The organism is Bacillus cereus group sp. MG16 (genome assembly GCF_040459875.1).
Classification (GTDB): domain Bacteria; phylum Bacillota; class Bacilli; order Bacillales; family Bacillaceae_G; genus Bacillus_A; species Bacillus_A paranthracis.
Window position 1 is genome coordinate 4415406 of sequence record NZ_JARVHE010000001.1, and the last position, 26982, is coordinate 4442387.

A 26982-nucleotide genomic window follows, 5' to 3' on the forward strand; every position below is an offset into this window, starting at 1 on the left:
TACAAATGCATTATTTTTCCAACGATATGAATTTGACAGTTTTATGACGCTCATTAAGGAATGCGCTTACAACCCTTTATTTATCCTAAAATAATATTTTTATATTTTCTCGAAAAAATCTAAAAAACTTCCATCTCATCACAGTATTTTAAAAATAATAGTACCTTGTAAAGAACACTACTAAATGATATATTTGTAAATATTGGAACACCCATTAATTGGAATAACATTCGTAGTTAGTATATCCCCCTCTCAACAAAGAGCGGATTCTCAGCTATAATTCATTATTTTATAAAGGGAAGTAATCGCAATGAACAAAAGTGAGTTTTTAAGCCAACTTAGTTCCTACCTACGGAATATACCTAATTCAGAAAAGGAGGATATTATTTCAGAATATGAAACTCATTTTATTAGTGGTAAACAAGACGGAAAATGTGAAGAAGAAATTGCTAGAAAACTAGGAAACCCTAAAATGATCGCGAAAGAACTTGCTGTTTCCTATGCAATAAGCAATGCTGACAAGAAACGAAGCTTTAAAAATATGATAACCGCACTATTTTCTGTTATGAGCTTAAGTGTTTTAAACTTTGCCTTTATCTTTATCGCCTTTTTCGTACTACTCTTTTTATTACCGATTCTTCTAGCACTGATCGTTGCCACGCCAGTATTAATTATTTCGCCTATTTTATTAATAGGATTAGGATTCTTTAAAGGGTTTCATCAAATTAGTTATTCCGATGTTTATAATGTGTTCATCGCTTTTTGCGTCGGTTTACTCATATCCGTCATATGTTATCAAATGGTCAAACATATATACGCACTTTTAGTAAAGTATTTAAAATGGAATATAGCTATTTTACAAAGACACTAATGAATAAAAAAGGAGATTAAAATGAAGAAATATACTTTATATTCACTCATGCTACTTACAGTTTTATTTCTATCAGCTTGTTCAAACAGTGCGCAACCTAAGGAAGAAAACGATGTACAATCTATTAAAGATGTTACGGTTAAAATTCCGGAAACGATATTCACTTCCTCAAAAAAGAATGAAACGATTAACGAAGATGAAATGAAACGAAGTATAAAAACTTATTTAGATTATAGCGGAGAGTTATACGAAAACATCGTTCCACTTTCGTCAGCCATGTCTGACAAGAATGCAGCGGAATCTGACCGGGAGAAATTAAAACAACTAGTAGATTTAGCACAACAAAACGATGCGAATTTCCTTAATTTTATTAATAACAATACGATCCCTCATGATTATAAACAGCCTTCGAAGGAAATTCATGATTACATTTCAGCGTCTACGGCACTTTCAGTAGAATTAGAGCAAGAACTAGACAAACTCGCTGAAGATGGCAACTTGTTCAAAACCGATTTTTCTTTTACAAAGCGCTTTGAGAAAGTGAATGGAAGAAAGCAAAAAGAGATTGAAAAGTTTTTGAAGGAGAAAAACATTGAAACGAAGTATTTCAAAAAATAATTCAAGTTGTATTAAAACGTAAAAAAAGGACCTTCATAAAGAAGGTCTCTCCAGAATTAACAACAAATAACAAAGGACAATAAAAATCACTATATTGACAAGATATAGGACTTTTATTATTGGAATAACTCATCAATAAAAGTTAATTTTCACTTTTCTAACGATGATTAAAACATAATAAAATGACTATTTTACTCATTGTAACTAAACACAGTTCCAGTTGACTGTCTTTCAAAACATTCTACCTATTAATACTATCTTGATATATCTAAAAATGACTGAACAACTTAATAAAAGGCAATATATTAAGTGATCAGCCCTCGCGAGTTTTGTTTTGCCTTTAATTAAACTATAATACATTATCCATTCTGTTTCACCGAATGATTCCCTCGTATGAACGCAATTTTTCTTTCGGTAATTCAAAAATTTTTTTCTTACAAAGATAAAAGATGTAAAAATGTAGATAAATGCGTAAAAGGCTCCTTACATGTAAGGAGCCTTCCAACAATTAATACTAATGGGGTAAGGGTAAAGCTTCGCGCTATTCAATATTTATAAAATAGGTACACAGAAAAGCGATAACTAAAACTATGTGCTGAAAAATAATAATTGAGAATTAATACATGAAATAGCGTGAAGCAGACTAAATAAATACTTAACTACAAACAAAAGTTAAATTATTTATTTCCCTGTAAGTATAGTATAAATAATAATTTTGCTATTTTCACCGAAAAACCTTATCGTTTAAACGCAAATTTGCTTCGCAAAATGTCTAACAGTACATAAATAAAAAGCACTGTCTTTAAGTAACAGTGCTTTTTATTTATTCTCCAACCTTATTCATCCTCATTCTCTTTTTTCTTTGAACGTCTTCCTAATAAAAACACTAAAACTAGCAATGCAATCAGTAGTAAAGTACCACCAATAATATAGTACAAAGTATAATCCTTTTTCGCTTCTACTGCTGTATCATTTAACTTCTTTGCTTCTTTTCCTTCAATCGTAAACTTTTTCGTCCATTCCCATTTTTGATCACCATCAGTTGCTTTCATTTCGAGGCGATACGTTCCTGGTTCTAAAGCTTTATTATCCCAACTAATTGCATAATCAAAATTAGAATTTGGTGCCATTCTTAAATTTTCTTTTTTCGTTTCATGTAATACATCTTTACCTTTTTCTGTATAAACTTTTGCATCTACACTTAAATTCTTTAACATTGCTGGCTTTATATTTTGCAAATTCGCTGTCACTACGTTACGCGCATTTACTTGTCCTGGTTTTACTTCATTTAATTTCATATCTGGCTTTACTTGGGCGTCCGTTTCCCTTAAGACAACACCAATTGCATATGCATATTTATTTTCAATCTGCACTTCTTTTGCGCTTTTCTTTTCTTTATCATTTTCTTTCTCTTTAAAATAAAGTCCACCTAAAATGACTCCATCAAAACTTTCATTTGGCATTTCAACATTTACATCTAATGTAATTGTACTTTTGGCAGGAATTTTTGTTTCTTTTTGTACTTTAGCAATTTTAGAAAATGGGATTTTAAGAGTAGAGTCAAGTTGGGGATCAATCACGCTATAATCTGTAATTCCATTACTATTTGTAATAGCTGTATTTGCATGTGTTTCTACGACAACCTCTTTATCCGTATCATTCTTCATTTGCACTTGAAGCGTTTGTTTTTGTCCTGGTTCCATCTTTAAATCAAAATATGTTTGGTTTTTATCAACTTGATTCTCTGGAATTACTGCGTTTACAGCAAATTTCATTTCTGCCGCATTCGCTTTAAGATTAAAAACGTTAAAAAGAAAAACAAATACTAATAAACTACTTACTATTTTCTTTATAGATTTCATATTAAATTCCCTTCGCATTCATAATTTTAATAGACAAACGAAAGAGATAAAGATAGTAAATCTACCCTTATCTCTTTCTTAAAATTTTCCATGTAAACCAATATTACATTGGAGCGTCTTTTAATTCCCAAGTTAGAGAAGTTGTGTACTGTGCTTGTTCTTTCTTCGTTTTACCTGGCACGCTTAACTCTACGCTCTTTTTACCTTCTTCTACTGATTTACCGAAAGCATTTGTCCATGTTCCCATACCTTGCTCTTCTTGAGCTGTTAAAACATCTGATGCTTGTCCTGGAACTAATGTAATATCTTGCGCAGCTGCTGGAGCATCGCTACCTGAAGCTGAATTTGGAGTTCCATTTTTCAATGTTAATGTAGCACCTGTTAATTCTTTGCTATCAGCTGTTTTAAACTGATCATTTTGTGTTACTGACAATTTCCATCCTGCATTTGTACCACGGTTATCTGTTACTTGTACAAAATTTGGTACTTCTTTATTTCCATCTTTAGCTTTTACTGTATCTAACTTTGCATAGTAAAGTTCATTGTTACCAGAAGCTTTTTGTGTTTCAAAGTTGAAGTTTGATACATAGTCAATACTTAATGGACCATCTGTACCTTTTTCATGTACATCATCTGGATTTTCTGGATCTACTACTGGTTCTACTACTTCATCTGGATTAATTGGATTCGTTGGATCTACAGTATCTGTGTTCTTTTCAAATTTGATAAATGCTTTTGAATTCAATGTTCCTCCATCTTGCTCAGCCGCTAATGCTGATGTACTTCCTGCTAACGCTGATAAAGTTACTGCTCCTGCTAATGCTAATTTTGTTAGTTTCATATTCTTTCTCCTTTTCAATCTCTATATTTTTAATTTTCTAAACACAAAACTTATTGAGGTGTATCTTCTAAAGTCCAAGTTAATGATGTTTTATATTTTGTATCTTTTACTTTCGCAGTTGTACCTGGTACAGATAAGCTAACGCTCTTTGCTCCTTCAACATTGTCTTTACCGTAAGCAGTCGTCCATGTTCCCATACCGTTACCAGCTTCAGCGATTGTTACTTCTTGCGTAGAACCATCTGGATTTAAAGTTACTTCTTTTGCCGCTGGAGCGAATTTTTTATCTGTTGCAGAATTTACAAACGGATTGCTTAACTTTAATTCCGCACCTGTTAATTCAGTATCTGCCGCTTTAAATTGACCATTTTGCTTTACCGTTAATTTCCACCCTTTGTTTGTACCACGGTTATCTGTTACTTGTACGAAGTTTGGTACTTCTTTATTTCCACTTTTTGCTTTTACTGTATCTAATTTTGCATAGTAAACTTGGTCACTACCAGAAATATTATGTTTACCAAAATGGAAGTTCGATACATAATCGATGCTTAATGGACCTTGTGTTCCATCTTCATGGTTGTTATCTTCTGGATTTTCTGGATCATCCGGGTTTTTTGGATCTTTCGGATCTTTTGGATCATCTGGATTTCCTGTTGTTGTTACTTCTTCTTCTGAATCAATTGGGTTAATTGGCTTCGTAACTTCACTATTCTCTGTGAAAGTCACATCTGTTAAAGAATTCATTTTCCCAGCTTCTTCTGCAAATGTTGGTGCTCCTGCTGCTAATACTGTTGAAAATGATACTGCGCCTGCTAATGCTAATTTTGTTAATTTCATGATTTCCCTCCATTATTGTGAGTTTATTTATTGAATAGAAACATTGTTTCTATTTTCCCTATTATTATTTCTAACTACTAGAAAAACAGCCAAGGCTACTAACATAATTCCTACTCCCACATATTGAACTGGTGAGGATGAATGCCCACCTGTTTTTGGTAGTAACTTTTTATTCATACGGTCATCTGATGTATTATCTACTACTTTAGATCCATCCGGTATAATTGAATCGGTAGTTATATCTGGATTATAACTATTTGAAAAAGTTATTCCCGCTTTCGAATTCATGCTACCTGCTAAAACCGTTTCGCAATATACAAACATTGTTAAACAAGTAAATGTAACATATATCAAAAATAAGCCTCTTCTCATTACATTCTCTCCTTTTTAAGTTTTATACCTAATCTCTCACCTTAGATATAATTTTTTAAATAGGAGCATCTGTTAACGTCCACTGTAACTCACCTTGATATTTAGTATTAATTTTCACATTGGGACCTGGGGCCACTTGCAAACGAATCCCTTGATTTTTATGCCAAGAAACATCATAATCGTTATCGTCTTTTAAAGTTTGTGATAATACTTCCGTATTTTCCATATTTAACGTATGGTTGGTGCCTTTTTTATCTGTATAAATCATCGCACCAATTAACTGATCACCATTATTAGATGTAAGTGGTTTTATTTCCTTTACACCTAAACGCCATTTTTGTTTCTTCGCTCTCCCATCTACTACTGTTACCTTTCCATCAATGAAAGAAGGTGCATACATCGTTGGTTTAGATGGAATAACTAAGTTATTAAAAGAAATTACTTTCGGGACATTTACTAGCTTCAAAGTTCCTTCTACAATTTTTATAGGGACTTTAACTTTTGCCTCTACCCCCTGCTTCGTTTTGATTATCGCTGTAACAGTATAATCACCCGGAGTATTCGTTTTTGGTATATCCTCTAATCGTACTACAGATATCGGTTTATCTATTTTCGCATTCGTATCCACAGATAAATTTGTTACAAATTTTGAAATATCCATTTTGGATATATCAGTACCAACTTTAACAGTTTGAGGAACTGCTTCTCCTGTAGGAATACCTTTATACTTTATTTTTGCGATATCTCGATTACTTGTTTGCCCTTTTTTGTCACCATCTACATAGTTCTTAGCTTCAACTGGAATTTCGAGATATCCATTTTTGTAATACTTCATAAAGTCAGTATTTTCCACCAGTGAACCCGTTACTTTTATTCTGTAAAATTTATCATTGAATTGACTTGTTCTAACTATATTTGTTTTTGCTGTAGCAATAATTTTATTATTTTTTATTGTTACATCAAAAAAGTTACTAACATCATTATGTTCTTCATCTGTTATCTTTACATTATTAAGCTTAAAACTTGCATCTACTTCACTTTCAATAGATAACGATTTTGCATAATAAGATGTCGAGGATTGAGAAGGCACATTTTGATAGATATAATAAGAGAACTCCCGCGAATCATCTTCTGTCGTGTTACCCTCAACATCTGGTGCCGGCATCTCAACTTTAGAAATCGCATCACGCTCATATTTCAACCACCCTGTACTTCTTTCTAAATTTAAGCGAACAGGTAACTCATCAATCTCATCAAATGTAATCGACATATTCGTATTTGATTTTTCTCCACCGCCAGTACCAACAAAGTTATTTGTTCTATTCCCATTATCTTTATACGCAATAGTAGTTGTATTATACGTATATAGATTAGTTAAATAATTTCCATCTGTCCGTAAATCTACCGATTTATAGCCATTTAACCTTTTAAAATTCCACATTGATGATATTGGGGTTGTATGCCCTGTCTTATGATTAATAAATTCATAAGACAGTTGTGCCGCAGAACCTTTAGAACCTTTATAATTCACCCTTAAAAAGTCATCTGCACTCCTTTTACTCGTAGGCTTATATATATCAATATAACCACTACTGATATCTAGAACATTAATACGTAAATCTATCCATGATCCATTATAAAACCCGACATTTTTTATCAATACATAAGACTTTTTGTTAGCATTTCCACTATTGAATCTATAATATGCAGCATAAGTACGATTTTCCCCTGATACTTCGTAACTTACGTCTGGACTCCATCTTAATTGAAATGCATATTTCCCTGGAATGGAAGGACCCGCTCCTGTCCCCTCATTAATTACTTTAACATCGGGGTATTTCAAAATACTTTGATAAGAACCAGCAGCATACTCTGTCAAAGGAATTTCCCTTTCCTCTTTTTTATCTGCCACCACTGGATCCTCTATATTTTTCCGATCTAGTTCTACTTGATGAGCATTTCCATCTTCAGCAGATTGATTTGTTTTTTCATCATAAATCTTTTCATCCATTATGGATGGTGATTTTTTATTTGTATCCTCTTTTGTTTTTAGTTCATTATTGGGAATATCATCAGGTTCATTAAAGCCTTTTTGATTGATTGAAATATCCTCAACAATTGGATTCTCATTAATAGCCTTATTCTGCTCTACTAATGAATTTTCCGCTTGTTCTATATGCTTTTTATCACTAGTTGCTTTAATTTCATCTAAAACACTAAGACTGATTTTATTTCTTTTCACCTCAGTATTTCCATTTTGGCTCTTTACTTCAAACTCAAAATCCCCAGGTTTGGTCATTTTAGCTACTATAAAAACTTTTCCTAAAGCATTGTTTGATTCTTTTTTTTCAATTCGAACCCTTGAATTCTCTACTACACTGATGGTATCAACCATTACATTTCCCGTATTTAATTTCTTTGTAACTTCTTCATTAAAATCAGCACCATCTGGTAATGAAAATTCAATTGTTTCCTCCTCACTATTTAAACTTTCAATAGTAAAGATTGCTTCTTCATTCACCTGTTTTGTACTCTTGTCAATCTCCATTATAAAAGGTGATGTGTTTTTATCTACAATTGCATATGCAGTGCTTGAAAAAACATCAAGATTACTAAATTGAGTAAAAACAAGTCCGGTAACCAAACAAACTTTTCCAATGTTTGTGATCTTAGTTTTCAAATTCCTCCTCCTCTCTTTATTGTGTTAAAGATACCTAAATTCTAGGACTAATTTCCTAATTCAATTATCCATATCATATTCTTATTAAACACTCATTCTTACGAAACATTCATATTATTTAGATATCTCTTTTTAAAGAATCAATATAACTTTTCTAATCTCTATATCACATCGATTCTATACCTAGATTAACCATTATTTCCAAATATCGAAACGAAAAACTAGAGTGTCTTCACGCAAAATGAATTGCGCTAAAACGCAATCTCGATACTTCTCTTTATAAACAAATAGGTTTCTCTTCACTTTCGTGAAGAGAAACCTATTTGTTTATCATTATTACTTTAGTAAATTACAAATCAAGCGACGGAATCAACCACAATTCTTTCGCCTTCTGCACAGCTTCCATTCGAGAAGAAACTTTTAATTTATGGAATATATCCGTTAGCTTATACTCTACAGAACGTTGACTTAAATTTAAAATTTCAGCAAGCTCTTTATTTGTCTTTCCTTTACTCACTTCTATTAAGATTTGTTTTTCATCTTCATTTAATGAAATTTGATTCGTAATTTCTCCATCTTTATTCTTTATATTCGAAATCGCTTCTTTTATTCTTAACTGTCGAATAAGCTGATAAGATAAAACTACCTCTTTTTTCACCGCATGACGAATCGAATTAATTACCTGTTCTTCTGATGAGGTTTTACTTAATACGCCTAAAACACCATTTTCTATAAGTAAATTATAATGAGAAAATATATCAAACCCTGTAAAAATAAGAATCGATGCCTCTGGATGTAACTTTATAATTTTCTTAGATAAATCTAAGCCATTAACATTAGGCATTTGTAAATCAATTAAGTATACATCATACTTTTTATCCTTAAGCAATTGCCCTACTTCTGTACTATCATGTACTACCTCTACGTGCATATCATCATATTTTTCAATTAACGCCTTCGTCCCTAACCCTACTGCGACATGATCATCTACTACAAGTACCGAAATCATATTATCACCCTTTCAATATTATCGTATCATCTGATGATTCATCTAAAATTTAATAATTATTTGTAACCCACGATTAGGTTTTGATTCAACAGTCATTTCTCCATTCAAACTTTGGATTCTAGTAACAATCCCAGACAAGCCTAATGTGTTGTAAGAATAGTTTACTTCATCTAACTCAATCCCAACTCCATTATCTATATAAGTTAAATATAAATGCTCGTCTTTTTCAAATAATCTTACTGTTACGTTTGTTGCTTTTGAATGTTTCATAGCGTTATTTAATAACTCTTGCATAATTCGATAAATTGCTTGTTCATGTTCAACACTTGGTGCAACAATTCGTTCAGGAATATCATAATAAAAGAAAAATGTCGCTTTTAAATTAATTTGTTTAAATAAATTTATTAGTGCTTGTTTTAAACCTAACTCATATAGAAATGGTGGTCTCAAATTATTACATGTTTCCCGAATTGTATAAATATGATCCAATAGTTCATCTTCAATTTCATTCAATATTTTTTTCGTTTCTTCATCTTGAACACGAGCTTTATAACTCTCAAATTTTCGAGACAAACGTATTTGATCTTGTAAAACTCCATCATGTATATCACTTGCAAGATTCGTTCTTTCTTTTTCAGATAGTTTAAACATAAGCCTTGCCAACCACATTGGTGGTTGCTCAAAATCATTTACTTCTTGTAATTGTTTTAATAAATCTTCAATTTGATTAGAGCATTCTAATAGTAAATCTGTATAATTACATAATGTTTCTATCCAAACCATTTCATCTATATTTAAATTTTCTTTTTCACTATGATTACATACTAAAATAATCATTTTTTCTCCTGAAATAGAAAGAACACACCCAAAATGATTATCCAGCTGTATGATGGAACCTACTTGATACGTGTCCAACTGATGATTAAATAATGCTTCTATTGTTCTTCTTGGAATATATTCACTCTCGAGAACATGAATTGAATGTTCTCTCTTATTTATTTCCACACAACACGTTTCTTCAATTTTCAATATATCTGATATTTCTCTTCTTATACTATAAATAAGATTGGGCAATTTATATTCATTTTTCGCTTGGTGTAAGAAACGATGCAAACTAAATTGATAATTTTTTTGATGATGATACAAACTTTTTCTTAGCTTTAAATCTATATAATCTTTAATGTATAAAAAACAAATACAGATTATAATAGAAATTATTCTAAATTTAACCCATTTTAATAAATGGTCATCGCTGTCTTCAAAGATGACCATACCTAATACTGCACAGAACATGTTAACCCTACTGATAAAACTATATAATACGGAAGTCGCTGAATAATAAATTTAAAATTAAACATCTTCCCTGAGATTACTAAATAAAAAATACAAATCGGAATAAATAAGAAAAATATGCCTGTCGTTTCGCTACTTATAAACTCTTCTCCATAAAACAAATTCGGAATTAAATATAAACATATAAATGGAATTGCTGACACTAAAAAACTAATAATAATAATTTTTAAATATTTAAAGTAACTGCTATTTCCACTTTTAAAATAAAATCTTACTAAAAGATACACTGTAAACAAAAATAGTAGCGCACTCAAAGTAATTGTAAATAAATTAGCCCATTCATTATATTTTATGTGTATAAGAATGCTTAATATAACGAGAAATATTGATATGAAATTTAAAATTTTTAACTGTTTTGGTGTTAAAAACTTTATTTGATTATTAGAGAAGTACATTTTCATAAATCTTATAAAGAAAGTAAATACACATACTAGTGAAAGTGACGCCACAATAAAGGATAAAGTATCTTTTCTTTGAGCAGCTATAATACTAATGAAACTAACTCCAAGTGAAATTAAAAAATATAATAAATCATTTGTACTACGATTTATTTCCGGAACAAATATTAATAGGTATAATACCATTAAAAGACATACTATATAAAAACCAATAGGAATAATAAGATGATAGAAAACTTGTTTACTATAAGGCGGGTACTCTATCTCAAACTCTTTTATTTCTCCATTCCTATTTAACGTTATTTTTTTCACCTGTTCAATTGAATGGTACGATGAAACTGTAAAATGTTTAGATGGCGGTTCACCATCAATCTGTTCTATAATGTCTCCAATTTGAAAATCTCGTTTCCCTGCCCAGCTATATTTCGAGAGATCACATATAACATACTGGTCAGAATTATATTTTACCGATATTCCAGTTTCAGGATAATTTTTTATTAAGCTAGCACAGTACCAACTAACTACAATCGATAGTAATAAAATAAAAAACTGAACCTTAAATTTCCACATTTTCTTTATCATTGCATAACTCCTTTTCGAATACACACAATCCCCAAACAAAAATAGTATTTTACACCCTTAACGAAAAATTAAAAATAACCCCACTTCATAAAAGAAGTAGAGCCCTATAAAAATACATATACACTTTCATTAGACAAGGGAAAATTATAACATAAAGTATATAGAATTTGTAAGTTCCTACCACATTCTATATATTATATTAATATAGTATAACTCTAGTATTATCCGCTTGATGCATTAAATAATACTCATTATTTTTCTTATAAATTTCAATACCTTTTGTAAGTATCTTTACATTATTTATAAAAATAGTTGAATCATTCACCCAAACATTTTCAACCAATTGCGATCCTTGATAAAAGAAATCATTTTCTATCATCATATGAAGTACATGCTTCGCTAATATTTCCGTTCTAAAACTATTTAAATCTATAAGGATTCCCATCTACTCTTACCTCTCTTTTTTATTTTTATCCATTTCGTCATTAGTAAATATAGTATATGTAAGACTTACAATTATTTCACCGAAGAACTAATGCGTCCTTACGAAATAGATAAACGATTACTGCAGGATGATCCTAAAATACTTTTACAAACTATGATTTTTTTCAATAAATATTAGGAATACTTCACCGCAATACAAATGCGTTTAAACGAAAATATACGAAAGGTTTGATTATAAATTCTTGTAAGTAACAAAAAAGACGCCCCATACAAGGGGCGTCTTCCACTATTACGCTTGTTGTTGCGCGCTATATAATTCTTCAAGTGGCTTCATGATAATTTTGTTAACATCACCGATTACAACGTTTAGGCGTTGCTCAGTTTCCATTAACTTTGTAATTTTAGCATCTTGTTGAATGCGAACTACAACTTCTTGTGCTTGTTGGTTGTCTTCTTCAGTAATTTCTTGGCCTTGCATCATTTTTTGTTGTAGGCTAAGTTGCATTGTACGGAACTCATCGAATAAGTTCTTTGAAGCTGCATCAGCTTGAACTGCTGCGTAGCTCTCTTTTAAAGTTTTGAAGTCATCGTTTTCAGCGATTGCTTTTTGTAATTCATATGCTACATCATGAATGTTTTTTGTCATTTTATTTTCCTCCTTTAGAAGGCTAGCGCTTATCATACGCACTGCCTTTTACGTGCATTTACATACGCACCTCTTCTTACCATATCAAACTATGCAAGAGATGTGAAGAAATTTCACTTTTATTTGTATGTACGTATTTTATTATTTCAGAAACAACAGTAATAAACCTTGCACAATTCCAATCATACCGCCTAATAAGGCACCTAAATACGTAATCATTTTCAGTTCATTTTTTGTAATGGACAGCACTAAATCTTCTAGTCTCTCCGTTGAAAATGTAGACACTTCTTGTTGGACAATTTCCGCTAAGTGGAGATTATGTAGTATACTTTCTACGTTTTCTGCCCCCCACTCCAAACCTTTCGTTACTACACCTGGGACTATCTTTTCAATAATTGTTTCCCGAACTGGCTCACATACTTGCTGCACAGATTGGTTTAAAAATTTACTCACAGTTTCCTCAACTTTAACTGCTGACAATATAGAGCTTACAATCATTTCTTTTTCTACAAACGTTTCTAATTCTTTTACATCTCTTCCTTTTAACTTCTCCCACTCTTTTTGCAGTACATCCGTTAAAAGCTGCTTTGTGCCATCTTGCCCTAAAAACTTAATGACCTCAGGCTGCACACGATCCACTACACTTACATTCCCTAAAAACATTCCGACTAAGTTAAGTAGCGTTCCCCTAGAAGCAAAGAAATCATCAATCATTTTTGAAAGACGTGCTTTACCTTCTTCACTCTCAAAAAACTGAGTTGCTCGCCCTAAAATAAATGCCGAAACATTTGGAATCGCATTCTCTATTTTCTCATGAACAGAATGAGGTAAAGCTTGTTCCCATGTATATGTATAGTACTCTTCTAAAAATGCCTGAATCTTTTCTGTAATCACCTGTTCGATTTTCTCAGTTGCTTCTTTTTCTACATGCGCTACGTCCCATTTTTCTAACATGTGTCGCAGTGACTGTTCATTCGTAATTACTTTATCCACTTCTACTTGCGCCCAGTGGATTAAACCTTTTTGAAACTCTTCATTTGTTAACTTCTTGCCGATTCCTTCTGGCGTTAACAAATGTTCTACAACCATTCTCCCTAATTGAACAGCAAGCTCATCGCGGCGCTTCGGAATTAATCCTGGTGTAAATGGCACTTGAAACTTCCCAATATACATAGGACGATGAGGACGAAATAACATTTTTATCGCTAAATGATTTGTAAATCCTCCAATAATCGCTCCGAGCCCTGTCGTCGTTAACATACTTAACCATATATTCATTACAATCAACCTTTCGCTTCTCCAAAACTATAGCATATCATCATACGGACAAAAGTATAATAGTATAAAAACGTATTTGCAATATATAGCTTCGCCTATTATGCCAACATTTTGTTAGTAAAGGAGTGATTTCGTTGGTTCTCGGTATTTTAACTTCTCACCCTCATTATGAGCAAACGTATTACACCGAAATCGCTAAACGCGCTCGGCTTTATCATAATGTCGTTGCCCAGTTTACGCCATTTGGTATTGATCCTAAAACAGATCTTGTTTCTGGTCTGATTTATGATACGGATACAGGAAAATGGAAAGAGCAAATATTCCCTATTCCTTCTTATATATATGATCGTTCTTCTTTTAATGAGGAAACGGACTTCGACAAGGCAAAATCAATTATTCGCTCATTACACAATCGTCCTTCCACTACCTTTTTAAATAACACACTCATTGACTTAAGCAAACTACATGATGTATTTCTCACGAATAAAAAATTATCTCCTTATATACCAAAATTTGAAATAGCAACGATACACAACGTTTTCAAACTGTTATTAAAAACAAAAGATATTATTATACGTCCTACTAACGCACATTCCAATGAAAGTTTGTACCGGGTCGTTTATAAAAATAAAACGTTTCATGTTGATACGATAAATGATGCCTACCATACTTCTACTCCAATTAAACGGACAGATGAATTTATATCTTGGTACAAATCTCATATACGATCAGCACGTTACATGACGCATACGATGCTACAACCACCAAATCAATTAACATATCCACTTCATATTCGGACCATTTTGCAAAAAAATAAACAACAAGAGTGGAACGTTATCGGTCAGTTTATACAAAAAAGTTCATTTCCGAATCAACTTTTACTATCGGCAACCGATGATTCCTCGCTGCATGCATTTTCAAAAATTAAATACGTACTATCTAGTACCGGTGTACAATTGTTACAAGACGCTTTACAAGACATTATAAATGAAGTGTTTCAAACGCTAGATGCATCTTATTCTTCATTATTCGAGCTAGAGCTTTCCACTATTATGGATCAAAAAGGGGCAATTTGGCTTATGTATGTCAACACGATTCCCCCTTACGAACATTACATTCGCCATAGTGATTCATTAGCCGAAAAAATATATCACGGACCATTACAATTTAGTCGCTTTACACCATAAAGAAAGGGGGTAAGTCTATTTTGAAAGAGCACATATATACGTTAAATATTTCAGATGAACATCCAAATAGTATTACTTTACCTTATATTTTTTCCATCACACCACCAATTACATCCCTTTCCTTCGGCCTACGCCATGTTGCAAGTGAAGAGGTAAAAATTCATTATTCCTTTACTCGCGAAATCATTATTGGAAAACAAATTGCAGAGAAACTTTTACTGCCTCATTCCACTACTATCCATGCATTCACACAAAACCAAACGATTATTTTCGGACCATTAATCGGGATTTTCACAACTGGTTTTAACGATGACGCTTCTAATCCTTTAGGGAACCGTTCAACTTCTCTTGGCGAGTTACTAACGCCACCATTCACCTTACGACCATTTGTATTCGTTTTTGGTGTGCAACATATAGACTGGGAAGACGAAACAATTGAAGGGTATTTCTTTCAAGAGGAAAAATGGATAAAGAAAAAAGTCCCTTTACCGAATGTCATTTACGATCGATTACCAAATCGGAAAGCCGAAAATTATAAACCGATCGTAAGAGCAAAAAGAAAGTTAGAGCATGACTATGCGATTCCATGGTTTAACCCAGGTTTTTTTAATAAATGGGAAGTGCATCAACTTCTTATGAAAGATGAATCCATTATGCCGTTATTACCCAACACAGAAACATTTCAGCACTTCGAACAAGTGGAACGATTTCTCGGAACGTATAAATCCATTTATATGAAACCGATTCATGGTAGCTTCGGTAGAAACATTCATCAAATATTTTATTCCCAAACAGAGAATTGCTACTACTGTCGTTATCGCGAAAATGAAGAAAATAAACTAAGAAAGTACCAATCATTAGAAACACTTCTGAACCATGTGTTAAAAGGACATGATTTAAAAAAGTTTATCGTACAACAAGGTATCTCCTTGCTACGCTTCGATGGGCAACCTGTTGATTTCCGCATTCATACAAATAAAAATCATTTCGGCCAATGGATGGTCAGTGCAATCGTCGCAAAAATTGCTGGCAAAGGTAGCTTAACAACGCATGTAAATAGCGGTGGCGATACGAAATTGCTGCAAGAACTTTTTCCTGATTCAACGAAACAAATTCAAATTGAAAATAAATTAAAACATACAGCCTTACAAATTAGTTACGCACTCGATGAACAAGTAACCGGGAATATTGGAGAAATCGGTTTTGATATCGGTTTAGACACGCAGGAAAACCCATGGCTCTTTGAAGCAAACTCTAAACCAGGGCGAACTGTGTTCCAAGATGCCAAGTTAAAAGAACAAAGTGAACTAACGCGCCAATTATTTTACGAATATGCCATCTACTTAACTGAACATTCTTTGCGCGATACAAAAGAAAAAATGTCTCAAATAAAATCAGAGACTTCCTCAAACAACGAGCATATTCCGTCTCCTATGATTCACTCACAAATACAAAAACAAAAACTTCCACCTCATTCATAAGGTGGAAGTTTTCTATTTACACAAGTTTTACTACAAACTCTGTTTCCACGTTACATACTCCGCAATAAAAAATATGATTACAATATTCATTTGAATTATTATGTGTCAATCCATCTACTGCACTTAATAATTCTTGGTCCATATACGCACTATAATCGTCTATGTAATCTACAGTCTTCCCATAATCTTGGAGTATACTTTGGCAATTTTGACAAGAATATGTTTGTGATTCTAATGCGTTACAAAGCGGGCAAATTCCCATCACGATTCCTCCATATAATTGTATCTAGCTACGTATAGGAACGGCTTGCCCCGTTCTTACTTACATTCTCCTCAAAATAGCAGGATACAAAAAGAAAAATATATTTCATATCGCTCTTAGTTTTACCTTCTTTCTAAAAAATAAAACGATTACTCTTATTTCATAATTTACGAAATCCCTAAGATTTTTTTACAAAATTTACAAATTATTATTTCGTATATCTTTCTAGGTAACATCCATACTATGAGTACAAACTTAATTACCGATGGATTAGCGCCAAACGGGGCGATAATCTGGTTCAACTCCAGCTAGTCCAACCAAAAAAATTTTTATAACTCTAAGGAGGATATATTCCTATGGCAAACCAAAATTCTTCAAATCAATTAGTAGTACCAGGAGCAACAGCTGCAATCGACCAAATGAAGTACGAAATCGCTCAAGAATTTGGTGTACAATTAGGAGCAGATTCTACAGCTCGTGCTAACGGTTCTGTTGGTGGCGAAATCACAAAACGTCTAGTTGCAATGGCTGAGCAAAGCCTTGGCGGATTCCACAAATAAATATATATGGCAAAAAGGTCTCAAGGCATATGCCTTGAGACCTTCCTTCATTTATTGCAACATTTGTAAAAACTTCTTCGTACGTTCTTCTTTTGGATTTGTAAATACATCTTCTGGTGTACCTTGTTCGACAACGACACCGCCATCCATGAAAATAACGCGGTTTGCAATTTGATGTGCAAAGCGCATTTCGTGCGTTACAATGACCATCGTCATACCTTCTTTAGCAAGTTCTTTCATGACTTTCAGAACTTCTTGAACGAGTTCAGGATCAAGTGCTGACGTCGGTTCATCGAATAGTAACACTTCCGGCTCCATCGCAAGCGCGCGTGCAATTCCAACGCGCTGTTGTTGTCCGCCTGATAATTGGAACGGATATAAGTCTATTTTATCTGCTAGACCCACTTTTTCAAGGAAATAGTTTGCTTTTTTCTTCGCTTCTTCTTTCCCCATCTTTTTCACTGTAACGAGCCCTTCCATTACATTTTGAAGTGCTGTTAAATGCGGGAATAAATTATGGTGCTGGAATACCATACCTGTTTGCGTACGAAGATTGACAATATCTTTCTTCGTTACTTTTTGAGAGAAGTTAAGCTCTTTATTACCGATACGAATATTACCAGCGTTTGGCGTTTCTAATACGTTAAGGCAACGCAGGAATGTCGTTTTACCAGATCCAGACGGCCCGATAATAACAACAACCTCGCCCTTCTCAACTGTTAAATCTATATGCTTTAGTACGGTATTATCTCCGAAACTTTTTTGTAAGTGCTGAATTGAAATCATAAAAACAAAAACTCCTTTTGTAAAAGGATTATTTTAATGTATAGCGTTCTGAACGCTTTTCTAACATCTGTTGTACGATTGATAATAAGAAACAAATAACCCAATAAATAAGACCTGCTTCAAAATAAACAATTAAAAACTCATAGTTCATTGCCGCAATTTCCTGCGCTTTTCGGAACATTTCTGTTACTAAAATTAACGATGCTAATGAAGTATCTTTCACTAAGCTAATAAATGTATTCGAAAGCGGCGGAATTGATACGCGCGTTGCTTGCGGTAAAATAACACGTTTTAACGCTTGCGGATATGTCATCCCAATTGTGTAAGCTGCTTCCCACTGCCCTTTCGGAATGGAAAGGATAGAAGCACGAATAATTTCAGATGCATACGCACCGACATTTAATGAAAATCCAACAACTGCTGCTGTATATGGCTCAACTTCAACATTAAGAGTTGGCAGACCATAGAAAATAATAAATAACTGTACAAGAAGTGGCGTTCCGCGAATGATAGATACATAGATACGAGCAATCCATTGTAAAATACGACTACCTGAAATACGTGCAAGCGCCGTTAACGTCGCAAGTATAAGACCGATAATAAATGTAATAAGCGTTAATGGAATTGTCGTAAAAACAGCTTCCTTCAGCATCGGCATGAAGGAAGACTGCATAATATCTACCCAAGTAGACAATCGATCTGAAACCAATGCACTACTTAGATACATTTTCACCGAACCATTTTTTCGTTATTTTGTCATACGTACCGTCTTTTTTCATATCTTCTAACGCTTTATCTACTTCTTGTACAAGCTTAGTGCTACCTTTACGGAATAAGAATCCACTTTCTGAAGCTTCTTTTTCTGTATCTACAATTTTAATTTTCGCATCTTTTTTCGTTTCTAAATAATTTAACACTGATAATTTATCATTGATTGTGAAATCAACGCGTCCTGAAGCTAATAGTTCTGCTGCTTGGCTAAATCCTTCTACACCAACGATTTCCGCACCATTTTTCTTAGCGATATCCGCATAGTTACTTGTTAAAGATTGTGCTCCTTTTAATCCTTTTACATCAGCAAATGTAGCAGGTTTATCTTTATCTTTTGCGATAACTAATGCCGCTGAAGATGAAACATACGGTTTAGAGAAGTCATATTTCTTTTGACGGTCTTCACGAATACCAACTTCGTTTGCAACCATATCGAAACGTTTTGCATCTAAACCAGCAAGTAAGCTATCCCATTGCGTTTCTTTAAATACAGGTTTTACGCCTAAACGTTTTGCAACTTCTTCTGATAGTTCAACGTCAAATCCAGTTAATTTATTGCTTGAATCGTGGAACGTAAATGGTGGGTATGTACCTTCTGTACCAATTACAAGTTCACCGCTTTGTTTAATCTTTTGTAACGCGTCTTGACTAGCTGTATCTTTTTTCTCTTCTTTACCGCAGCCGGCTACAATCCCGATCGCTAATGTAGTTACTGCAAGCACTGAAAATAATTTCTTCATGATAGTAATCCTCCAAGTATTCTGATAGGAATTTAAAAACTATATTGATTGTATGCAATCTTGAACAATTTTTCAATGAAAATGTTCTTATTTAGTTTATCCTTTTTCTTCATAATCAAACAAAAAGGAAAAATAATGCTACATACAAAAAATAAGTAACATTTTTTAATATAGCATTTATTGTACGAAAGGTAAAATAATACTTCTTATTTAACAGTCCTGATTTACTAAAAAAAGAACTTGTGAAAATCACAAGTTCTCTCCCATACCTATTAAGCACTCTGGTTCCCTTCCATTTGCGTTTTGTACATATCGTAATAACGCCCGCGCTTTTTCATTAGCTCATCATGAGACCCTTTTTCTAAAATGGTTCCTCTATCAAGCACAATAATTTGATCTGCACTTTTAATTGTTGAAAGTCGGTGAGCAATAATAAATGTCGTTCTTCCTTTTTTCACAACTTCTAGCGCTTGTTGAATCATCGCCTCTGTTTCTGTATCGATACTAGATGTCGCTTCATCTAAAATTAAAATGGCTGGGTCAAAAGCGAGCGCCCTAGCAAACGATATAAGCTGACGTTCTCCGGTTGAAAGTGTACTTCCTTTCTCCGTAATTTCTTCATTTATATTGTTCGCAAATCTTTCAGCACCTACATCACGCAATGCTTTTACGATGCGCTCTTTTGAAATGTTTTCATTTTCTAAACTAACATTAGATGCTACTGTTCCGCTAAATAAAAACGGATCTTGCAGTACAATTCCCATATGTTCACGAGTTGCTTGTTTCGGCATCTCTTTTACATCATGACCGTCAATCGTAAGCTTTCCTTTTTCAAACTCGTAAAACTGAAAAAGTACATTCATAATGGAACTTTTTCCTGAGCCAGTATGACCGACAAGTGCGACTGTCTCGCCTTGTTTCGCTTCAAATGAAATATTTTTTAACACTTCATCTTTTCCATTATAAGAAAACGACACATTATCAAACTTCACATTTCCTTGTAAGCGAGGTATACGTTCTTCTTCTACTGCTTCCCCTTTTTCCTCTAATAATTCAAAAACACGTTCTGATGCAACGCGCGATTGTTCTAAGTTAGCAAGCTGATTCACCATATTTGTAATCGGTGAGAACAATCGTGTTAAATAATCAACGAACGCATACAGTATCCCTAAAGAAATGACGCCTGTAGCACTTAATGAAGCACCGCCGAAATACCAAATTACTCCTGTGAAAGCGATATTTCTTAATACGGCTACTAAATTATGAGAAGTAGCTGCATTTAAATTTAAAATTTTATTTTGATACTTAAAATAATCACCATTTAATTCTTCAAATTCTTTTTTCGTTTCACGCTCTTGACGGAACGCTTGAATAATTGGCATCCCTTGAATGGATTCATTCACTGTTCCGTTAATATCAGATAAACGAGAGCGCATTTTATGATTGTATACAGACGCATACTTTCTATAAAGAATTGCCCAAATGATTAAAATCGGGATAATAAGTAAACATAACGTCGCCAATTTTACATCGAGTAAAAATAGCGCGGCAAATATCCCAATAATATAGATGATACTAGAAACGAATGTCGCAAGTACCGTTACGTATAGATCACGAATGGCTTCCGTATCATTCGTTACACGCGACACAATTTTCCCTGCTGGTAAATGATCAAAATAACGAATTGGCAACGTTTGAATATGAGAAAAGACATCTTCCCTCATAATTTGAATAATTTTGTTCGCTGCTTTCTGCAAGAAAAACTGCTTTCCATATGCAAACAATGATACGACTACTAATAAAGCAAAATAGCCTCCACCAAGTAATAATAGTCGGTTTATTTCTGGTTTATAAAACGAAAACACTTCTTCTTTCGTTAATGCTTTCGCTTTATACACTTGCACCGCCTTACCATTTTGAACGGTAATCATATTACCTTTTACAGTACGTGATCCTTCCACATTTACTTTATTCGGTACAAAATAATATTGAAAACCGACTTGCATCACGCGTACTTCTTTTCCTTTTTTCTCACCTTCTTGGAAGCGATCGCTTCGCTTATAAAAGGTGCCATTATACGAAACAGCCTCTTCACTCTTTTCTGTTTCATACCAAGGTTTCTCTATTCCAACGATATGATCATCAATCATCGTTTTCGCGACGAAAGGACCAGCAAGCTCTGCGATGACGAAAATAAATAACATTAGCATCGCTGCAAAAATCGTCCCTTTTACTTTCATTGCGTATTGAAACAATCGTTTTGAAACGCTCATATTTTCACCCCACTATCCGCACTTTCACTTTCTCCCTGTTGTCTTTCAAACTGTTCCGCATACCAGCCTCCCTTTTGGATAAGCTGATCATGCGTACCTTCTTCTATTACTTCTCCTTCATCCATCACGAGAATCCAATCCACATGTTGTACGGCAGATAAACGGTGCGTCGTAATAATCGTCGTCTTTCCGCTTCTCTCTGTTCTTATATTTTCAATGATCGCTGCTTCCGTACGAGCATCAACAGCTGATAAAGAATCATCTAAAATTAATATTTCCGGATTTTGAATAACAGCTCGTGCAATCGAGATCCTTTGTTTTTGCCCTCCTGATAAAGAAACACCTTTCTCTCCGACGAGTGTTTCTAACCCTTCTGGTAAAAACTCTAAATCCTTTTTAAACGCCGCAATTTCAATCGCTTTCTCGAGTTCCTCTTCCGTCGCTTCCCTATTTCCGAATAAAATATTTTCTCTCGCTGTTTTTGAGAATAAAATATGTTCCTGCGGTACATAACCAATCCACCCAAGCACATTTTCATTCGTCATTTGATCTAACGTCACATCAGAGACTGCAATATCTCCATCTCCAAGCGGATATTGGCGAAGAAGCTGACGTACGAGCGTCGTTTTTCCGCTTCCTGTTTTTCCAACAACCCCAAGCGTTTCCCCTTGTTTTAATGTAAACGAAACCTTTTTTAAATTTGTTTCAGTTGATGAAGGATATGAAAAGGTAACATCATCAAACTGAATATAATCCGGCTCTTGTACAAGCTTTGGATGTTTCGGATCCTTTACATCTGGTTCATACGCTAACGTTTCATTTACACGGTCGAGTGACGCATTTCCTCTTTGCATAACATTGATTAATTCACCAATTGCAAACATCGGCCAAATCATCATCCCTAAATACACGTTGAAGGAAACGAGTTCACCAAGTGTCACCTTTGATTGGAATACAAGATATGCGCCATACACTAGACCAATTAAATAACTAAGACCGACAAGCATTTTCACAGTTGGTTGGAATAGTGCATCAATTCTAGCTACTTTCATATTCTTTTCGTAGACGTCATCTCCTAACTGATGAAATCTTTCTTGATCTGCATTTTCTTGTACGTATGCACGAATCACGCGCACACCAGCGATTGACTCAAGTACTTTATCATTCATATCACCGAACGCATCTTGCGCAACTGTAAATCTTTCATGCAATTTCTTTCCATATATATTCATCGCATATGCCATAATTGGAAGTGGTATAAGCGCCGCAAATGTAAGCTCCCAACTAATTGTAAATCCCATCATAAAGACAATCGTAAGCATATATAAACTCGAATCAACGAGCGTTAATATACCGAAACCAGCTGTCATAGCGATTGCTTTTAAATCATTCGTTGCTCTCGCCATTAAATCACCAGTACGATTTTTTTGATAAAACGTCGGCGTCATCTTAAGTAAATGCCCCATAAATTTAGAGCGCATCGTTTTCTCAAGCACGAATGCACCGCCAAACAATTGATGTTGCCATACGAAAGTGAGGCCATATCCAACTATCGTAACCCCAATTAAAATAAGAATAGACTGTATAATAGCTTCGTTCGATAACGTTCCTGTTTTTATATTATCTATCGTAACCCCTAACACTTTCGGGGGGATAACTTCCACTATATTCACAATTAAAAGAGCTCCAATGGCGATACTATATCTCCTCCAATGCTCTTTAAAAAACCACTTTAACTTTAGTAATACTGAAAACAATGTAATCTCTCCCTTCTCGTTCTCATTTACCTCTCATTTCTTTATCCGCTATCCAGACCCATCACATTTACATTTCGTAACCCATACAATCTCATCACATTTTTCCACCTTCCAAAGTTTTATTTAGTAACATGGAAAATAAATAAAAAAAAGCATACCGCCGCTTGACGATATGCACAAAAATGCATAAAAGCGTACGTTACGATATACGCAACGTACGCTTTTTATAAGACAAAGATGCCCTATATATCCGCACGGGTTGCGTAATGATATAAATGTTTTCTGCCATTTAACAGAGCTAAGCCCATTACATTTACGATTACAATCATTACGCACACCCCCTTCATTTATTTTCCATTTATAATCTTATAACTTTATTGAGTATTCTGTCAATTGTTTTTTTACAAATTGAATAAAAATATATAATCATCATTTCGAAATAAGAGAATGTTCTGTAAGAAAGGGCATACAAAATAAAAACGTCATAAGAAATCGTTTTCACAAATATTTCATTTGAAAAATGTTATCAAACCCCATACAATCACCTTATACTCACTCTTACAAGTTGCTATTTTAGGAGGACTAATCATGACAACTAGCAATACGTACAAATTTTATTTAAATGGAGAATGGAGAGAAAGCTCTTCAGGAGAAACAATCGAAATTCCATCTCCATACTTACACGAAGTAATTGGACAAGTACAAGCAATTACTCGCGGAGAAGTAGATGAAGCAATTGCATCTGCAAAGGAAGCTCAAAAATCATGTGCGGAAGCTTCTCTACAAGATCGCGCAAAGTATTTATATAAATGGGCTGATGAGCTCGTAAATATGCAGGATGAAATTGCCGATATCATTATGAAAGAAGTCGGTAAAGGATATAAAGATGCGAAGAAAGAAGTTGTTCGTACAGCTGATTTCATTCGTTATACGATCGAAGAAGCTTTACATATGCACGGAGAAAGCATGATGGGCGATAGCTTCCCGGGCGGTACAAAATCAAAACTTGCGATTATCCAACGCGCACCACTTGGTGTTGTATTAGCAATCGCACCATTTAACTACCCAGTAAACTTATCTGCTGCAAAACTTGCACCAGCATTAATTATGGGTAACGCTGTTATTTTCAAACCAGCAACTCAAGGTGCAATTAGCGGTATTAAAATGGTGGAAGCACTTCATAAAGCTGGCCTTCCAAAAGGTCTTGTAAACGTAGCGACAGGACGTGGTTCTGTAATTGGTGACTACTTAGTAGAACACGAAGGCATCAATATGGTATCGTTCACAGGTGGTACAAACACAGGTAAACATTTAGCGAAAAAAGCTTCCATGATTCCACTTGTATTAGAACTTGGTGGTAAAGACCCTGGTATCGTTCGTGAAGATGCTGACTTACAAGATGCAGCAAACCATATCGTAAGCGGTGCATTCTCTTACTCTGGTCAACGTTGTACAGCTATTAAACGTGTACTTGTACACGAAAACGTAGCAGACAAGCTTGTTGGCTTATTAAAAGCGCAAGTAGCTAAACTATCAGTTGGATCTCCAGAACAAGACAGCACAATCGTTCCATTAATCGACGATAAATCTGCTGACTTCGTTCAAGGTTTAGTTGACGACGCTGTGGAAAAAGGTGCTACGATTGTTATCGGTAACAAACGTGAGCGTAACTTAATTTACCCAACATTAATCGACCACGTAACTGAAGAAATGAAAGTTGCTTGGGAAGAGCCATTTGGCCCAATCCTTCCAATCATCCGTGTTTCTTCAGATGAGCAAGCAATTGAAATTGCTAACAAATCAGAGTTCGGTCTGCAAGCAAGTGTCTTCACTAAAGACATTAACAAAGCATTTGCAATTGCTAACAAAATCGAAACTGGTTCTGTTCAAATTAACGGACGCACAGAGCGCGGTCCTGACCACTTCCCATTCATCGGTGTAAAAGGTTCAGGTATGGGCGCACAAGGTATCCGTAAGAGCCTTGAGTCTATGACACGTGAAAAAGTAACTGTATTAAACTTAGTTTAATCTTATACAAAGAAGCTGATCTAATTTTAGATCAGCTTCTTTTCTATATAGATACTTCCCAAAAACGAAGTATTTCGTTCTACTTCCGATTTGGTTTTCCAAATCGAACTAAAACATGCCATAATAATTTTAATTCCTGAAGCACTTCTTCATAAGTTCCACGATCACTCCAAGATAATGGATTGCGTTTCAAATCCGCTACAGCAGAATCGATTATATTTGCATCGATACAATGATTCCGTGCAATGCGTCTTGCTAAAGATGGCATTTTTGCACCTCTAAAATTCATTGGAACGTCGTCTACCATAAGTACAAAACCTGTGTGCCAATACAAATCAATAGCATACTTCAGGCAAATTTCTTCTAAAGTTCTTCCTACATCCGTACCCTTAATTGAAATGACCTTAATCCTTTCAATTAAAAGTGCATTTTTTCCTTCTTATGCAACTAACCTAATTTATTGAACAAAAAGTACTTTAATACACAGTCTAATTACAGATGCGAGCATTCTTTACGGGTAAATTCACACATTCTACAGAAATGTGATATCCTAGCCAACGCTCAGCAATATGTTCAAATGATAAGGCAGATCCTGTTGTAAAAAATCGATGCTCAGGATTCAGATTGTCAGACAAAATTCCTTTATGCTGTAAAATTGTGCTTAACTCTATCGCTGTTTCTTCTGCAGAACTAATAATCGTTACATCCTCTCCTAGTTCCTTTTTAATATAAGACTCTAAAAGTGGATAATGCGTACACCCCAGAATTAACGTATCTATATCTTCTTCCGTTAATGGCAGTAAAGCTTGTTTCACTTGCTGCGTTACATATGATGTATCTTCTAATTGATTTTCTACAACTGTAGCTAAAGTCGGGCACGCATGACTATGCACTTTCAAATATGTATCAAGCTCATGCAATGCTTTTTCGTACATATTAGATTTTATCGTACCTACAGTTCCAATAACTCCGATTTTCCCTTTCTTCGTCACTTTAATAGCCGCTCTTGCTCCTGGATGTATAACGCCAATAACCGGAATAGAAAGTGCTTCTTGCAGCGCAGTCAATGCAGCAGCTGCAGCAGTATTACATGCTACAACTAGAGCTTTTAACGGAAACTGTTTGAGAAACTCAACCATTTCAAATACGAAAGATTGTACCTCTTCTACACTTCTTGGTCCATACGGACAACGCTCATTATCACCAATATAATAAATGCTCTCTTTAGGCAATTGTCTTATAATTTCGCTCGCAACTGTTAATCCCCCAACTCCCGAATCTAACACACCTATTACTGAATGTTTATGACATACAGACATATACTTCATCCCCTTTTCAATCATCTAG

General features: G+C 34.2%; 22 protein-coding genes and 2 pseudogenes. 6 read left to right on the forward strand and 18 right to left on the reverse strand.

Features of this window, described 5'->3' with window-relative positions; genetic code table 11:
• Positions 1-310: 310 nt before the first annotated feature.
• The gene (locus QCI73_RS23005) at positions 311-871 is read left to right on the forward strand and encodes a DUF1700 domain-containing protein (RefSeq protein ID WP_327924300.1); all 561 of its coding nucleotides are present in this window, start codon (positions 311-313) and stop codon (positions 869-871) included.
• Between the two features lie 21 nt (positions 872-892).
• Entirely contained in the window at positions 893-1489 is a 597-nt protein-coding gene (locus QCI73_RS23010; protein ID WP_353823827.1) for an NDxxF motif lipoprotein, read from the forward strand.
• An 836-nt stretch (positions 1490-2325) separates the two neighbouring features.
• Here the strand turns inward: QCI73_RS23010 and QCI73_RS23015 are convergent.
• The 10 genes and pseudogenes from QCI73_RS23015 to QCI73_RS23060 all read right to left on the reverse strand — a co-directional run bounded on the left by QCI73_RS23015 (position 2326) and on the right by QCI73_RS23060 (position 13790).
• Positions 2326-3351, reverse strand: coding sequence for a WxLIP family cell surface protein (locus QCI73_RS23015; RefSeq protein ID WP_353823828.1), 1026 nt, complete (start codon positions 3349-3351; stop codon positions 2326-2328).
• Positions 3352-3454: 103 nt separating this feature from the next.
• The gene (locus QCI73_RS23020; RefSeq protein WP_000778946.1) at positions 3455-4192 is read right to left on the reverse strand and encodes a WxL domain-containing protein; all 738 of its coding nucleotides are present in this window, start codon (positions 4190-4192) and stop codon (positions 3455-3457) included.
• Between the two features lie 50 nt (positions 4193-4242).
• Positions 4243-5028, reverse strand: a complete 786-nt coding sequence (locus QCI73_RS23025; protein WP_000778938.1) for a WxL domain-containing protein — start codon at positions 5026-5028, stop codon at positions 4243-4245.
• 27 nt (positions 5029-5055) lie between these two features.
• Positions 5056-5382 carry an LPXTG cell wall anchor domain-containing protein gene (locus QCI73_RS23030; RefSeq protein WP_256733048.1) on the reverse strand — a complete coding sequence of 109 codons (327 nt, stop codon included), beginning with the start codon at positions 5380-5382 and terminating at the stop codon, positions 5056-5058.
• Positions 5383-5455: 73 nt separating this feature from the next.
• On the reverse strand, positions 5456-8080 hold the full coding sequence (locus tag QCI73_RS23035) for an adhesive domain-containing protein (protein ID WP_000850372.1): 2625 nt from the start codon (positions 8078-8080) through the stop codon (positions 5456-5458).
• A gap of 349 nt (positions 8081-8429) precedes the next feature.
• Positions 8430-9089: a response regulator transcription factor gene (locus QCI73_RS23040; protein ID WP_353823829.1), complete on the reverse strand. Its 660-nt coding sequence runs from the start codon at positions 9087-9089 to the stop codon at positions 8430-8432.
• 42 nt (positions 9090-9131) lie between these two features.
• Positions 9132-11422, reverse strand: a pseudogene (locus QCI73_RS23045) (sensor histidine kinase).
• Positions 11423-11621: 199 nt separating this feature from the next.
• Entirely contained in the window at positions 11622-11867 is a 246-nt protein-coding gene (locus tag QCI73_RS23050; RefSeq protein WP_353823830.1) for a hypothetical protein, read from the reverse strand.
• A gap of 288 nt (positions 11868-12155) precedes the next feature.
• Positions 12156-12512: a YlbF/YmcA family competence regulator gene (locus QCI73_RS23055; protein WP_000164606.1), complete on the reverse strand. Its 357-nt coding sequence runs from the start codon at positions 12510-12512 to the stop codon at positions 12156-12158.
• Between the two features lie 141 nt (positions 12513-12653).
• Positions 12654-13790 carry a DUF445 domain-containing protein gene (locus tag QCI73_RS23060; RefSeq protein WP_353823831.1) on the reverse strand — a complete coding sequence of 379 codons (1137 nt, stop codon included), beginning with the start codon at positions 13788-13790 and terminating at the stop codon, positions 12654-12656.
• Between the two features lie 134 nt (positions 13791-13924).
• On the opposite strand from QCI73_RS23060, the gene QCI73_RS23065 reads away from it, so the two are divergent.
• Entirely contained in the window at positions 13925-14977 is a 1053-nt protein-coding gene (locus QCI73_RS23065) for a YheC/YheD family protein (RefSeq protein WP_353823832.1), read from the forward strand.
• Positions 14978-14997: 20 nt separating this feature from the next.
• A complete protein-coding gene (locus QCI73_RS23070) occupies positions 14998-16458 on the forward strand; it encodes a YheC/YheD family endospore coat-associated protein (RefSeq protein ID WP_071741508.1) in 1461 nt (486 codons plus the stop codon).
• 16 nt (positions 16459-16474) lie between these two features.
• On the opposite strand, the gene QCI73_RS23075 is transcribed toward QCI73_RS23070, so the two are convergent.
• Positions 16475-16720, reverse strand: a complete 246-nt coding sequence (locus QCI73_RS23075) for a hypothetical protein (RefSeq protein ID WP_353823833.1) — start codon at positions 16718-16720, stop codon at positions 16475-16477.
• A 356-nt stretch (positions 16721-17076) separates the two neighbouring features.
• Between QCI73_RS23075 and sasP the strand changes: the two genes are divergently transcribed.
• Positions 17077-17280, forward strand: coding sequence for a small acid-soluble spore protein, SasP family (gene sasP, locus QCI73_RS23080; RefSeq protein ID WP_000013338.1), 204 nt, complete (start codon positions 17077-17079; stop codon positions 17278-17280).
• A 51-nt stretch (positions 17281-17331) separates the two neighbouring features.
• On the opposite strand, the gene QCI73_RS23085 is transcribed toward sasP, so the two are convergent.
• The 5 genes from QCI73_RS23085 to QCI73_RS23105 all read right to left on the reverse strand — a co-directional run bounded on the left by QCI73_RS23085 (position 17332) and on the right by QCI73_RS23105 (position 23607).
• The gene (locus QCI73_RS23085) at positions 17332-18066 is read right to left on the reverse strand and encodes an amino acid ABC transporter ATP-binding protein (RefSeq protein ID WP_353823834.1); all 735 of its coding nucleotides are present in this window, start codon (positions 18064-18066) and stop codon (positions 17332-17334) included.
• Between the two features lie 28 nt (positions 18067-18094).
• On the reverse strand, positions 18095-18793 hold the full coding sequence (locus QCI73_RS23090) for an amino acid ABC transporter permease (RefSeq protein WP_262724774.1): 699 nt from the start codon (positions 18791-18793) through the stop codon (positions 18095-18097).
• The gene (locus QCI73_RS23095) at positions 18780-19577 is read right to left on the reverse strand and encodes an amino acid ABC transporter substrate-binding protein (RefSeq protein ID WP_000732860.1); all 798 of its coding nucleotides are present in this window, start codon (positions 19575-19577) and stop codon (positions 18780-18782) included. Before QCI73_RS23095 ends, QCI73_RS23090 begins: the two co-directional genes overlap by 14 nt.
• 272 nt (positions 19578-19849) lie before the next feature.
• On the reverse strand, positions 19850-21850 hold the full coding sequence (locus QCI73_RS23100) for an ABC transporter ATP-binding protein (RefSeq protein ID WP_353823835.1): 2001 nt from the start codon (positions 21848-21850) through the stop codon (positions 19850-19852).
• On the reverse strand, positions 21847-23607 hold the full coding sequence (locus tag QCI73_RS23105; RefSeq protein ID WP_353823836.1) for an ABC transporter ATP-binding protein: 1761 nt from the start codon (positions 23605-23607) through the stop codon (positions 21847-21849). The genes QCI73_RS23100 and QCI73_RS23105 overlap by 4 nt, the downstream gene beginning before the upstream one ends.
• A 588-nt stretch (positions 23608-24195) precedes the next feature.
• On the opposite strand from QCI73_RS23105, the gene gapN reads away from it, so the two are divergent.
• Entirely contained in the window at positions 24196-25635 is a 1440-nt protein-coding gene (gapN, locus tag QCI73_RS23110; RefSeq protein WP_353823837.1) for an NADP-dependent glyceraldehyde-3-phosphate dehydrogenase, read from the forward strand.
• Positions 25636-25714: 79 nt separating this feature from the next.
• Here the strand turns inward: gapN and QCI73_RS23115 are convergent.
• Together QCI73_RS23115 and racE are read right to left on the reverse strand one after the other, a co-directional pair.
• Positions 25715-26032: pseudogene (locus tag QCI73_RS23115) on the reverse strand (DUF3626 domain-containing protein); the annotation flags it as partial.
• Positions 26033-26123: 91 nt separating this feature from the next.
• A complete protein-coding gene (racE, locus tag QCI73_RS23120; protein ID WP_353823838.1) occupies positions 26124-26954 on the reverse strand; it encodes a glutamate racemase in 831 nt (276 codons plus the stop codon).
• Positions 26955-26982 lie beyond the last annotated feature (28 nt).